This window comes from Anabaena sp. WFMT (assembly GCF_051781005.1).
GTDB lineage: Bacteria > Cyanobacteriota > Cyanobacteriia > Cyanobacteriales > Nostocaceae > Anabaena.
Genome location: NZ_JBPWOA010000028.1, coordinates 44965 through 59128, shown reverse-complemented (window position 1 = coordinate 59128; position 14164 = coordinate 44965). Strand labels below are relative to the sequence as shown.

The 14164-nt window shown below is 38.1% G+C and carries 11 protein-coding genes; 2 read left to right on the top strand and 9 right to left on the bottom strand.

Going from position 1 to position 14164, the window contains the following annotated elements:
• Positions 1–2: 2 nt before the first annotated feature.
• From ACSQ6I_RS18890 to ACSQ6I_RS18855, 8 genes are all read right to left on the bottom strand, one after another.
• Entirely contained in the window at positions 3–695 is a 693-nt protein-coding gene (locus tag ACSQ6I_RS18890) for a hypothetical protein (protein ID WP_438891840.1), read from the bottom strand.
• A 32-nt stretch (positions 696–727) separates the two neighbouring features.
• Positions 728–1552 (bottom strand): hypothetical protein, encoded by an 825-nt coding sequence (locus tag ACSQ6I_RS18885; protein WP_438891839.1) that lies wholly within the window; start codon positions 1550–1552, stop codon positions 728–730.
• A 35-nt stretch (positions 1553–1587) separates the two neighbouring features.
• Positions 1588–2637, bottom strand: coding sequence for a hypothetical protein (locus tag ACSQ6I_RS18880; protein ID WP_438891838.1), 1050 nt, complete (start codon positions 2635–2637; stop codon positions 1588–1590).
• Between the two features lie 179 nt (positions 2638–2816).
• Entirely contained in the window at positions 2817–3641 is an 825-nt protein-coding gene (locus ACSQ6I_RS18875) for a hypothetical protein (RefSeq protein ID WP_438891837.1), read from the bottom strand.
• A 66-nt stretch (positions 3642–3707) separates the two neighbouring features.
• Positions 3708–6455, bottom strand: coding sequence for a hypothetical protein (locus tag ACSQ6I_RS18870; protein ID WP_438891836.1), 2748 nt, complete (start codon positions 6453–6455; stop codon positions 3708–3710).
• A complete protein-coding gene (locus ACSQ6I_RS18865) occupies positions 6403–6780 on the bottom strand; it encodes a hypothetical protein (protein WP_438891835.1) in 378 nt (125 codons plus the stop codon). Before ACSQ6I_RS18865 ends, ACSQ6I_RS18870 begins: the two co-directional genes overlap by 53 nt.
• Before the next feature lie 167 nt (positions 6781–6947).
• A complete protein-coding gene (locus ACSQ6I_RS18860; RefSeq protein WP_438891834.1) occupies positions 6948–7559 on the bottom strand; it encodes a hypothetical protein in 612 nt (203 codons plus the stop codon).
• A 466-nt stretch (positions 7560–8025) separates the two neighbouring features.
• Positions 8026–8832 (bottom strand): hypothetical protein, encoded by an 807-nt coding sequence (locus ACSQ6I_RS18855; protein ID WP_438891833.1) that lies wholly within the window; start codon positions 8830–8832, stop codon positions 8026–8028.
• A 510-nt stretch (positions 8833–9342) separates the two neighbouring features.
• Here ACSQ6I_RS18855 and ACSQ6I_RS18850 point away from each other — a divergent pair.
• Both ACSQ6I_RS18850 and ACSQ6I_RS18845 read left to right on the top strand, forming a co-directional pair.
• Positions 9343–10716 carry a sulfatase gene (locus tag ACSQ6I_RS18850; protein ID WP_438891832.1) on the top strand — a complete coding sequence of 458 codons (1374 nt, stop codon included), beginning with the start codon at positions 9343–9345 and terminating at the stop codon, positions 10714–10716.
• A gap of 164 nt (positions 10717–10880) precedes the next feature.
• Entirely contained in the window at positions 10881–11858 is a 978-nt protein-coding gene (locus ACSQ6I_RS18845) for a formylglycine-generating enzyme family protein (RefSeq protein WP_438891831.1), read from the top strand.
• 67 nt (positions 11859–11925) lie between these two features.
• Here the strand turns inward: ACSQ6I_RS18845 and ACSQ6I_RS18840 are convergent, their stop codons facing one another.
• Complete coding sequence (locus tag ACSQ6I_RS18840; protein WP_438891830.1) at positions 11926–14058, bottom strand: putative bifunctional diguanylate cyclase/phosphodiesterase; 2133 nt, start codon at positions 14056–14058, stop codon at positions 11926–11928.
• Between the last annotated feature and the right edge of the window lie 106 nt (positions 14059–14164).

The following is a 14164-nucleotide window of genomic DNA, read 5'->3' as shown; positions in this document are numbered from 1 at the left end:
AATTAGTTAGATTTTCCAGAACATTTTTTATCTTTGAGATCACATATATCGTAAATTTCTAGTCTAGCTTCACCAAGACGGTAAGCGGCTAAATGCCAAGGTAGTGGTTTAGTTGGCAGAAACGTTTTTGATTGATCAATGGCTCTAACTAATATTTGTTTATTAAACGGAATTGATGTTCCCAAATTATTATAACCGCTAAAATTTAATTGATTAGCAAGTATCTCTACTTTCCATTTACCATTAGCTATTGGTGTGGGCTGAGAAATTTTTTCTATGACTAATACATATTCATTATCTTGATTAATATTGGCAAATTGATTGTTAGCATTTAAATTAGTAATTTCTGATTGAAATTTCGGTTTCAATTCAGGGGATAAGAGTTGTGAACTAATTTCCCATACCGTAAGTGGTGGCTGTTGTCGTGACCAGGTAAGCATGAGGGTCATGGTTTCACCAACAAAATGGCGAATTGTTTCTGAATGTCGGTCATAACTTGGTTTGGGGTCTACAGTGATGGCACGACCATCAACAAGTTGCACTAAACTTTGGGGTGTTAATTGTCGTTTTAAATCCTGTAACATAGAACCGTTAAATAAAAGTAATAGCAGAGTAAATAAATGTAATCCAAATGTTCCAACTGCTAAAAGTGGTAAGATGCTACTTTTTTTAGTTTCTGATTTTACAAGTTGCATAATTTAGGTAATTGGGAATGGGAATTTACAATTTATCTAAGAAAGCTATCAGATGTGCTTCTATTTCCACAGGGGTTTGATTGATCCTGATTGAGATTACTATAGTTATCTATCAAGCATAAATTTCTAATTTCATAAATTTCTAATTTTTGAGCGCGGTTGCTATAAATTGCTTTTTGAATATTAGTGCTAATTTCAGGTAGGGGATAGGGATAATAATCTACTGCACGGACTAATAAATCTTTATTAAAGGGCGTTATTGTTCTTCTATCATCTGTGCGTTTTTTTTGAATCAAGTCCGCTACCATCCCCACTCGCCACTTACCAGGGGCAATTTTTTCTGGTGGATAAATCCGCTTGATGATTAACTCTGCTGATATAGCTTGGCTAGGATTGTTAGAGAAAACTTCTGATGGAGTCATTTGTGCGATCGCACTTAAGAAACCTTTACGAAAATCCTCAGATATCGCAAAACTAGCTACCCAACTACTAGTAGTCACTTTTTGATTTCCACCCTGTAAGGTTTTTACCGGAATTCCGGGATCTGGTTGAGGTTTAGCGGCTGCTTCAATAGTTTGTATGGGTAGCGTTCCTGACCAATTAAACATAGATGTCATGGTTTTACTGATAAATTGGCGAATTGCTTCGGGATCTCTAGCTAAATCATCAGTAGCAGATAGAGTTTCACCGTCTATCATTTGCACAAAATTAGGTGGTTTTCGCAGATTCAGTTGACGGATATTCAACCCTTGGAAAACGAATAAAAATAATACTAATAAATGCAAACTAAAAGTAGCAATTGCAAAAGTATTTAAAATATTTCCTTTTGGTTTTTTCTGATTAAGTAAATTTGTCATTTTTGTATATTCATCCTATTTAATATTATCCAGATTTATATCCGACCTTTTACCAAACCATCCGTCTTACTAATAGCACTAAAAATAGCAAATCCCCCCGCACCAGCCACAACCAAAGATAAAATCGGTGCTAAAATTCCCAGAAAAATTATGAACCACATTAAATCAGGATTCGCATTAGGATTTTCAGCGGGGCCATTAATAACTACAGCAGAAGTGACAGCAGCGATGATATTAAATGATATCTTGGCAATACCCGCAGATAAAAACCCAGTCAGCCATGCAAAAATAGGTTTTCCTGCCACAGGTAATAAAGATGCGCCTATAGCAATAGGACCCAAAGCGGCAATTAGTAACATAGTGGCTTCTAGCAAATTTTGAAAAGCATATTGCAAAGAAATTAAAAAGTTTTTGATACTAGTTTGTGCAGTATTTACCAGTAAAGAATTAAAGCTAGTATCCGATAAATTACCTGTACCAAACTTGAGCGAAATTACCTGATTTTCTAGTCTTTGAATCCAAACTTTATTACCATATAAATTTCTATATTCTTGCCAAAGCCCATCAACCTGATCACTAGCTTTAGCAAAACATTGATTTTGTTGTTCACCAGTCAGCGACTGACAAGGACGAATTAAAGAACCAGCAACTTCTTCAGCCAAACTCATATTTAAAGCTTGTTGATAAGTTTGATCAGTATCTGCTGAAGTCACTACTTGCTGATTAATAGTATTGATAAAGTTTCTTACCCCCAAAGTCAAACTAGAAAGGATGCTGCCATCCCCCGTATTACTTAATAGCATTACTACTATAAAAGGCCAAATCAACCCAGATATAGGACGAGAATATTCACTGTAAATAACATCTTTTAGCCATTGCATCATAAAAAATAATAGAGTTCCTACAGCAAAAAACACGCCTAAATTTGTCATTGCCCCATACAAATTATTGCTGCTATTATTTTGTAATAAATCCAACCATTGATTATCCCAACTTTCCGCCATACTTCTAGCAGTTTCAGCACCACTATCGAAACTTTCATTGATACCAATTTCTGGAAAGATTTGCAAAATATAAAACTGCATTTTTAGTTCACAAGATTTTTGCTAAAAGTAAATAAATTACAGTAGTAAGACTTACGGAAAAACATTCCCAAACTTTTATTCCTCTATGTTCTCTCCTTCTTACTCCTGACTCCTGAATTCTATAGTAAGACTTACGGAAAAACGTTCCTAAACTTTTATTCCTCTGTGTTCTCTCCTTCTTAATCCTGACTCCTGACTCCTGACTCCTGAATTCTATTTTCATTTTCTTCCCTCCCAAACAAATCCATTTGAGCAGTTGTCCGCATCAGTCTTGCAGCCTCAGTTGCTGAATCAACTCGACGCGCACGATTCATTTCTTCCATTTGTTGAGAAATACTCGCTAAATTCAAATTAGAGTATTGCAAAGATTGATTAGTTTGCATTGTTTGAGCTAAGTTTTCTCCAATAATCCTTGATTGTTGACTTTGAACCTTCAGAGTTTGTAATTGTAAATTAATTTGACTAGCACTTGTTTGTGTTGATAACTGTTGAGTTATATTATTAATAGCCGGAAGTTTAGCAATAATATCATTGAGTAAATTTTGGTTACTTTGTTCTGCATCATTAGCCGCTTCCACAATATTGGTAATGACATTTTCAGTCTCTTCTAATTTAACTTTTAATCGTCGTTGTCCTTCCGTCCCCATTGCACCTTCCACCGCACCCCGAAGAATCAAACGATTCATCTCATTACTAACTGCATTAGCTCTAACAATCGGATTATTTTCAAACTTATCCGTCGTCGGGTAAAGCAATAAATCCTGACGTGCTTGTTTCCCAACTTCAATTGGATTAGGTAAATTCAATTGTCCTGTAGCAATATTCAAAGAATTTTGACTACTAATTTCTAAAGGTCTTAAAGTTTCACTCAGATTATTTGTAAAATAATTTTGCATATCCACAGAATATAATTGAAACTCACTCCAAACCTTACCTAACTGTCCCCTAGCTGGTAAACCCAACAACAACAAAAAAGCCAAACTAAAAAAAACAACCTTCCTCATACAATCCCCCTATTCATTTCCTTCTCTCTCTGTGCCTCTGCGCCTCTGCGTGAGATAATTCCTCAATTAACTACCTCGCAACGAAGCCACTAACTGCCGTGCAAAAACAGAAATTGCCTCATATTTATCCGGGTAATGTAACATAGCTTCTTCACGAGCAGTTTGTTCATTAGGGTTATTAGCAACTACAGCCAATTGTTCATAACCTGGATAATAACGACAGAATGTATAAATACCATTATCATCTAACAACCATTGACTATAAATACCTTCTTTACGAGGAAAAAAGCTTTCTGTAGCATTACGAGAAATAATATCGCGTGGATATTTTAAAATACTGACAAAACTATCTACAGCAACCGGTTGAATCCGACCAATTAATCTCGTTGACAAATTTTGTAAAATCTTCGATGCGGCTTTAGATTTAGCAATAGTATCGGGATCTTGTGCTGATAAAATAACTCTGATCCCAGCTTTTGCACCATTTGCACAAATTCTCCCCACTAAATCTGATATTTGATCAAATTCAAATAAAATCGGTGCTTCGTCAATAAAAAAGATAGAAGCTGGACTGCTTAAAGCTCGTCTTAAAGCTGCTGAATAAGCACTTAAAGATAAAACTGCTGCATCTTCATTATCTGATAAATTTCGCAGTGCAAATACTAAAAGTTGGGCATCGGTGGGAAAGCTAGATGGTGCAGAAATAGATTTTCCTACACGACTAGAAAGCCAAAAACGCAACCGCAATTGAATTTGACTAAGTGCATCATCGACTCTGCCGCTAATAGAATCTAATTGCAGATGTTCTGGTGAACAAAAACAGAGAAAGTCTTTTAAGGTAGGGGTTTTTTGCCAAGCTGTAGTTCCAAAACCGTCAGCGATCGCTTGTTTATATCGCTCCTGGATACCTGCATCAGCAAAGAAAGCCGCTAAGGCTAGGTTGAGCAGGGAACGCACCGTTTGAGATAATAGTTGATTTTCAGTGGATGAGCCTAAAACCATTGTCATTAAGGCTGATTCCAAGAATCCAGTATAATCGAGCAAGCGATCGCGCTGTTCCTCTAGTGAGAGCGATCGTAAATCTGGCTGTTCAAACAAATTATTTGATTGTTTGGAAATATCAAAATATGCCCCATTCCCCTCCATAAACTCTGTATAGTCAGTAAACGTAGATGTACCATCAGGCTTGGGAAAGTCCAATGCAACCACAGGAATTCCATGTGCTAAAGCCTGAGTTAAAATTCCTGACACCAAAACCGATTTACCCGCACGAGTCGTTGCAAACAAGGCTAAATTTTTATGTTGATTAAACAAATCTAAATGTATTGGTGTTCCTCCTTCCTCCGCAATTAACTCAAAACCATGTTTATCTCCAGCTTTAGTTAACACTAAAGGCATTAATCCCGGCACTTCACTGGTTAAATATAATTGTCTGCGATTAAAAGGCTTAACTAACAAACCTTCCCAAACTATCGGTAGAGATTGTAACCAAATTTTCCAGGCATATTCTACTTCTCTAATTACCTGTGCAGGACGTTGAAAACAATTTTCAATATATCTTGTGGCTTGGTCTAATTTTTCTATAGTCGGACGATGAACAAAAATAACTACACTCGTATATATCGGGACTGCACCTTCATATAATTGTTCTTGCGCTGCTACAGATTTCCTTAACTTCAATTGAGCATTCACATCAATAGTTTTACTCTTTTCTTGCGCCATCATAGCTGTCATATTTGACTGCTTGAGAACTCGTTGTAAAGTAGTTTTAACCAATGCTGGATTAGCAGCAGTTAACTGACAAAAAATTTCCGTATCTACTACCGTTTCTCTAGCCAACAATTCCCACAAATAACGCAACTGAGAAAATTTATTCGGCCAACCTCCGGGTTTTTCTAAAAACGTTAACGCCCCAATATACCGATTTTTCACATTCACCCAACGACGATCAGCACAGGGTACACTCGATTCCATCAACAAGGTTGTACTATGAATATTCTCTATCAGCAATTTGCTACTAGCTAAATCTGAATTAACTTCCTCATGCAGTCCATTTTCATCTAAATAAAGTAATTGGGGAATTTCTATCGGTGGTGTATCATTGAATCGTCTCCAAACTTCTTCCCAAAGTTCATCAGCATTTAAAGGTTTGACATTTAACCCCATTTTGTTAGACAAAAGCTGTTCCCATCGAGAAAAACCTTGTTGGTAAGCTTTGATAATCAGCGTTTCAATCCGCTGGTTTTGAACTTCTGCTAGTTCTCCTTTAAATTTCAACCACCAAAGTTCAGTTTTAGCTAAAAGTTTTTCAATCCAATCATCTGCTTGGTTAGCATTAGGTTCAATCGTATAAGTTACATAAATTCGCAGAAATTTCGGTTTGCGAATCCCAGAATTAGTAAGTTCTTGAATTCTGGCTCGTTCTGCCGTCAATAAATATTGAATATCCCGTGATGGTGTCCGTTTTACCAAATCTGCTAATTCTGTTTGGCGTTGTTTATCTGCACCAAAAGACCCTATATGTAAGGTCATTTTTTCACCTTCAGGAATATCTTTTAAACCTGATTCAATATTATTAAATATGGACTCTATTTGTTCTGACCTTAAAGTAGTATGAATGCCACGACATTCAAAACCAAAAACAAAACAAAACCTATCTTTTTGATTTTCTTTATTCAAAATATAAGCACCAATATCTCTGCCATTTAGAGAAATACGGAGCATAGTCGCTAAATGTAAAGCATCTTCAAATGGTGTTAATCTACTTTCTCGACCTGCGGCGTTGATGTTTTGTTTTCCGATTTTTTGCTTCATGGTTAATTGCTAACAAGCTTTGATAACGAGCAAAGCCTCTTGTCCAAGTGGGAACTCCAATAAATTTGCTTAAAAATTGCCAACTTCTACCACCAGTTAAGATCCACCAAGTTGCTATTCCCCAACCTACCATTAATGCTGTCCACAACCATCTTTGGAAATCATCTGCAAATAGTCCCCCAAAAATTCCATTAATCACAAAGTATGAAACTAGAATAATGACTAACCAAGGAAAAATTTGATCAGCCGGAATTGGTCCTAATGATGGTTGTGATCCTAGAATTTGGTTAACTGGACGAAATTCTTGATCTCGTTCTGGAGACATAAAAAAAACTGTAAGAATTCAGGAAAATTGTCAAATGAGGAATTAACAAATTCAAGATTTTATAAAAAACATCAAGGATGATAATGAAAGTTTTATGTATTTTGCATCTTTACAAAAATCTTGATATTAAACTTGAACGTTACTTTATCAAAATCATCGGAGATGAATTAATTGTTACTGCCATCACCAATTACAAAACCTGTCAAGACATCAGCAATAGTAACAGCAACCACTACTATTAAAGGAACTCTAGCGATACTTTGCCAATCTTCATCTTTGCGAACTGCATTAATTACACCAATCAGAGAAATAGCAATATAAAGTAAATAAATTGCTCTCAAAACGTTGAATATTAAACTGACTGCTGTTTGAGGATTACTATTGCTATCTGTACCTTGCGTCAATGTAGTTTTGAAAAAGTTTTCAGCTTTACCAAAAAATTGAGCAGATGCCGGGGCAGCAAAAAAGTCTACCCAAAATAAACTCAAAATGAGAGATACTGCCAAAATTTGCAATATTATCAGCCATCTTTTTGGTAAATTTACCTGCTGTCCAATTTGCTGGCAAATGATTGTGATTAAACTACCTGCTAGTAAACAAAAAAGCAGGATAGGACTTTTTAAACTAATGACGCTTAAAAACACAGCACAAGCGATTAAAAATGGTACGGATTCAACTAGGTAGTGTAGCCATGATTTCCCAGTACCTGCTAATTTTGCTGTCGTTGTACTAACACTTAAACCTTTGTCTAGTCTTCTCATACTATAATTTCTAAGCATTTAGCAATTTTCCTGTTATCTATAAATAAATACTCACTGATATTCATTCTTAAAAGTTTGACGTGGTTTTAAACTTGTCACTTCTCACCTGTGTTTCTTCAGAGACTTGATATGGTTTATGTTTTATAAATATAGTATATTTTCGTTTTGTTACTGTGTATTAAGCTTTGGGTAATCAATCCTTAACATTTAGTTAAATCAAAGCTAGACAGGGAACATTTGAGTTGTGTAACGAAATGTAAAACCAACAAATACCTTGAGAATAGGTCGTTTCACGGTTTTTACAAAACTATACATACTTCGGTTTTATGATTTCTACTTAACTTAGCTTCAGCGAAATTTTTCTGATGATAAGGCTGCATAGCTTCTGTAAACTACTTAACAAGAGGCTTTGATAGTTTTTTGGAGATGTTTATTAATTCTGGAGACGGAGCGTTTGGTCGCTCCGCACTACTAAAAGCAGACTTTAAAATATGCGTTTTTCTTGTATCACACCTAGCTTTTGTTTTTCTCTAGTCTTAAGAATGACACCAGTACCAAAAACAAATACCAACAACGCTGATGTAGGGCTGGATTCGGGAACTTTAACTGGGACTGTGGTCAAGCGGAAATTATCGAATGTCCAAGCTCCACCTTCTGGATCTGTGCCACTATCAACTTGCAAACGAATACCTAAAGATGAAAATCCATTACTGATAGCACTGTTGAAAATGGAAGTGACATCAAAACTCAGGGTATCTCCCACAGCTAAACTGGCCGTACTGAAAGTTCCAACAGTTCCAATAGATGGGGCTTGATAGTCATATAGATTTTCAGCATTGTTACCAATGTAACTTACAAGCTGGATATTTCCAGTAAAAGGAAAACCATTTATGGCAGGAAAAAGTCCGCCTTTCTGAAAAACATCAAAATTGATCAAAGCTGATGCGGCAGAGGTCAAGCCTGTGAGATTGTATTCAGAAAGACCACGAATATCTTCGTTGAAAAAATTGCCAACTTCATTTTTACCTGCGGGATTTCCGAATGGATTGCTTGTGCTGGAGCTAAAGTAAATACCAAATCCATTGGGATCAGGACCACTGGAGACAGAAAATGCTAAACCTGGGGTAATTATTGCAGCTTTAACTGGGGAGGGTGAGGCGAGGGAAAAACTTGCAACTACGGCCAATGCCACTGATCCAGTAGCTATTGCGGATACTTTTTTGATTCGAGTTAGAGCTTCCATACTAGGTAGATTATTGATGTATATTCCATCCTTGGTAAAAACTACCATTTATAATACGGTTTGTCTACCGATAAACAGTATTATTTATTTTCGTAGTTAGCAATATTTCCAGGACTTACACAAAATTTCTCTTAAGCTCTCTTTTTTCATGTACTTTCCTTCGGAACGCTACGCGAACGCGTTTGTGTGGTTTATATCTCTATTAATAGTGCCTAAGTCCTAATTTTCTAGCACAAGGTTAAGGATAAATTCGGATAATTTAAGTACTTGACTTTGTTATACTGTCCGTGTGAATATTTAATCCGGTATCCCAATCAAGTTACCGTAGATGGCTATAAATAAAATTGACTTCATATTTCTAGTACCTCTCGGCGTAAATACGCCTACCTTTTATACGGGTTTCAAATCACAGATTTTCACCAACTTTAATGGTGGGTTTACTTGCACCAAGCTTTACTAGGCAACTGTTGTAGGAAATCAGAGACTCAGTTGCTAGTGCAGATATCCTTACACCTGATTCAATCTATGTAATTTCGATACTTTCAGGGAGACTAATCAATGAGAAAACACACTAATGGCAGCATTAATCGTCGTAAATTTCTAGGAATGACGGCTGCCAGCGCTCTTATGGCAACAGCTGGTGCGAATCTATTCTCAAAAGCCTCAGCCCAATCTAATCGTCCGAATGTGGTGTTTATTTTAGTTGATGATATGGGCTGGGGTGATCTGAGTATCTACGGACGAACAGATTATGAGACTCCCAATTTAGATCGACTGGCAAGACAGGGAGTACGCTTCACAAATGCCTACGCGAATCAAACTGTTTGTACTCCCACACGAATTGCTTTTTTAACGGGACGCTATCAAGCTCGATTGCCTATTGGGCTGCGAGAACCCCTGGGTACTCGTTCGCAACCTGCTAGTAACAACATCGGAATACCAGCTAATCAACCAACCATTGCCTCACTACTGAAAGCAAATGGTTATGAAACTGCCTTGGTTGGTAAATGGCACGCTGGTTATCCACCTAACTTTGGTCCTCTCCAAAAGGGATTTGACGAGTACTTTGGGCATTTAAGCGGTGGGATTGAATATTTTACCCATACAGGCTCAGATCGCATACCAGATCTTTATGAAAATGATGTGCCTGTACAGCGTGAAGGGTATATTACAGACTTGTTTACAGATAAAGCAGTTGAAATTATTGAGCGTCAACGCGATCGCCCATTTTATCTCAGTCTGCATTACAATGCGCCCCATTGGCCTTGGCAAGGGCCAGACGATCAAGACTCAACTGCTTTTTATCTTCAAAATGGTTACACTGCGGGAGGCTCGCAAGCAACCTATGCGGCAATGATCAAGAGCCTAGATGACGGAGTGGGCAAAGTATTGGATGCCTTGGAGGCAACTGGACAGGCTGATAATACCTTGGTAATTTTTGCCAGTGATAATGGTGGCGAAAGATTCTCTAACTTTGGACTATTCCGGGGTCAGAAAACTAGTCTATACGAAGGTGGCCTCCGAGTACCTACCATCATTCGCTATCCTGGTGTGACTCAAGCCAATCAAGTGAGTAACCAGGTGATTATCACCTTTGATTTAACCGCAACCATTCTTGCTGCCACTGGAACAAGCTTCCATCCAGACTTTCCTCCAGATGGACAAAATTTACTTCCCCTGTTGCGTGGCGATCGCAGTGAGTTCTCCCGAACCCTGTTTTGGCGTTATGGATCAGCGGTAGCGACAAGAAGAAGAGCCGTGCGAAGTGGCGATTGGAAGTATTGGAGACAGGGAAACCAAGAGGCTTTGTTCAATTTAGCCACTGATCCTGGCGAAACAACAGACCTCAAGGCTAGTAATCCACAGGTATTTACGCGGTTAAAAGCCCAATTTGAACACTGGGAATTGCAAATGTTGCCTTATGGATCTTAACTGACGAGGGGTAGATTTCTAGTACCAACCATGAGCGTAAGTTCTAACCTAATCAGGACTTACGCAAAATATCTCTCAAATTCTTATTTATCCGCGTCTTCCCTGCCTCTATGGTTAGCTATTCCGGAACTCATGCGTAAGTTCTATAGTTTAATAAGTAGTTCATGAAACAGCATAGACAAACTGAAGTAGCGATCAGCTTCGCCACACCAACTTCAAAATCGCCAGGAAAACCACCGGACAAAGAGATGGTTTGGATTCCAGGCGGTACATTTACAATGGGGTCGGATGATCATTACCCAGAAGAAAGACCCATCCTGCGTGTCACAGTCACAGGATTCTGGATGGATAAATATGCTGTGACAAATAAACAGTTTCAGAGATTTGTCAAAGCCACTAAATATATTACCGTTGCCGAACGCACACCAAATCCAGAGGATTATCCTGGAGCATTACCAGAATTACTAGTCCCTGCCTCGTTAGTTTTTAAGCAGCCATCTCATCCAGTTGATTTACAATCCTGTAGCTGGTGGAATTATATTCCCGGCGCAAATTGGAGACATCCTGAAGGGCCTGGTAGTTCAATTAAAGGACGGGAAAACTATCCAGTTGTGCATATTGCTTATGAAGATGCTGAGTCATACGCAAAATGGGCTGGTAAAGCATTACCGACAGAAGCACAATGGGAATTTGCAGCGCGTGGGGGTTTAGAAGGTGCAGTTTATGTCTGGGGTAATGAGTTTCCCCAAAAAAAGTTATTGGCTAATATCTGGCAAGGAGAGTTTCCCTGGCAAAACTTAAAATCTCATTCTCCCCGACCTGAACCCGTTGGCTCTTACCCTCCCAACAATTATGGCTTGTATGATATGACGGGTAACGTTTGGGAATGGACAATGGATTGGTACCGAGTCTTCTCATCTAAACCAAAATCTTGCTGTATTCCAGTTAATCCCAGAGGTGGTACTTTAGAAGAAAGTTTTGATCCCAACTTCTCAGAAATTCGCATTCCCAGAAAAGTCTTGAAAGGTGGGTCTTTTCTTTGTGCAGCCAACTACTGCTTTCGCTATCGTCCAGCATCTCGTCATGCAGAGACAATTGATACTTCAACCTGTCATATTGGATTCCGTTGTGTAAGTTTCTGAGTAGTGAGTACTGAGTCAGAATTTTCCTTCACTGTGTTCCTTACTAATTGCAGTCCGGTAGTTAGTTTCAATGTTTATTCTCCATAAAAGAAGAGGTAGAGCCATACAATTTATCATAGTCTCCTTGAAGAAATTGTATCTCAATATCCTCAGCAGCCAAGGGTTTAGAAAATAAATATCCCTGCCCAAATTCACATCCTAATTGCTGTAACCACTGTAGTTGCTGTATTGTTTCAATTCCTTCTGCTATAACAGTTAAGCCAAGTTGATTACTCAAAGTGATGATAGTACTCACAACCTGATAATTACGATTTCCTTCCTGCATTTGAGTCACAAAAGAGCGATCAATCTTCAAGTTATCAGCAGGTAAACGATGAAGATAACTGAGTGATGAATAACCAGTCCCAAAGTCATCAATACTAATCTCGTTTTTTCTTAACTTTAATTTAGTTAACAAATCAATTGTTTGATTGATATTTTCAATTAGCATACTCTCTGTAATTTCTAAACTGATGAATTCACCATCTAATTTTGTTTCTTTTAAGATTTTATCAATGTTTTCAATGAAATTATCTTGGCGAATGTCTTGAACAGAGAGATTAATACTTATTTTTAGTGGGAAGCAATTAGGAAAATTAGTTTTCCAGGTTGCCAGTTGTTGACAAGCTGTGTAAAACATCCAGTGATCTATCGGCACAATTAGTCCAGTTTCTTCGGCAATAGGAACAAATTCATTCGGTAAAATGAATCCACGAGTTGGATGTTGCCAGCGTACTAATGCCTCAAATCCAATCAGCCGATTGCTAAATATATCAATAATAGGCTGGTAATATACGATAAATTCTTCTCTTTCGAGAGCTTTACGAATTTCGGTTTCTAGAGTTAGTCGATTTACTGCTTGGGTATGCATTTGGGCATCAAAAATTTTATATGAATTCCTGCCTTGTGCTTTGGCTTCATACATAGCAATATCAGCATCTCGGAGTAAATCAGCAGCAAGATCATAGTTTTTTGTTCCTAAAACAATACCGATGCTGGTGCTGATCACAACTTCGGAATTATTAATGATCAATGGTATTTGAAAATCTTGAAGAATACGCGTGGTAATTTGAATAGCTTTTTCCAAATTATAAATATCTTCTAATAAAACTACGAATTCATCACCACCGAGCCGAGCTACTAAATCAATTTCACGCAGATGATTTTTCAGCTTTTTAGCAATACTTTTAAGTAGTTGATCTCCAACTGAATGTCCTAAACTGTCATTAATGACTTTGAATCTATCTAAATCTAGAAATAAGACTGCATAATGATAGTTTTCTACTCGCTTAGTGCGGTGAATAGCTAATTCAAGTCGCTCTTCCAAAAGTGTCCGATTGGGTAGGTTTGTTAATGGATCATGTAAAGCATTGTGAATCAGTAATTCCTGTGCGTGTTTGCGATCGCTCACATCCAATAAAATACCATGCCAAATAGTATCTCCATTTTCCCGTGGTTCCGGGCGGGCGCTGGCCTGTACCCACTTTAACTTGCCAGATGGTGTGACTAATCGCCACTCGTAAGAAAATTGATTTAAAGTTTGAATGCTTTGTTTGACAGCTACATAACATCCTGCACGATCATCAGTATGAATTTGTGCAAAGCAAAGAGAGATATTTTCTAAAACTTGATCTGGCGTTAACTCTAAAAGAGATAAACAACCCAAACTGACGTACTCAAAAGCAGCAGAACCATCAGAATGCTGCACCAGAGTGTATATCATGCCCGGTATATTAGAGGCTAATGTTTCTAAGAGATTTTGGGCTTGTTTGTGTTCTGCTCGTACCTGGACATCCCGAAGTTCTCGACGCACCGCCTCTGGTAATCGGTTTAAGTTGTCCTTCATCACATAATCATGAGCGCCTGCTTTCATCATTTCCACAGCGGATACTTCGCCAATTGTGCCGGAAACGAGAATAAAAGGAATATCTTTTTGACTCTGCTTAACTATTTGCAAAGCCGTAGGTGCATTGAATCCAGGCAAGCGGTAATCTGAAAGTATGACATCCCATGTACGGCTATCGAGGGCTACGCGTAGCTCTTGGGCAGTTTGGACACGCTCCCAAATTGGATTGAAGCCACCGCGACGCAGTTCCCGGAGAACTAACATAGCATCAGCTTCTGAATCTTCAATAATCAGGACATTTAAGAGTTCACTCATAATTTGGAGGGAATCTTTAGCAAAGATAAGAGCCACAAGAATGTTGAAAAAGAGGCAAGGGAGCAGGGAGCAGGGAGCAGGGGGGACAGTTGAGATGGGGATTCGA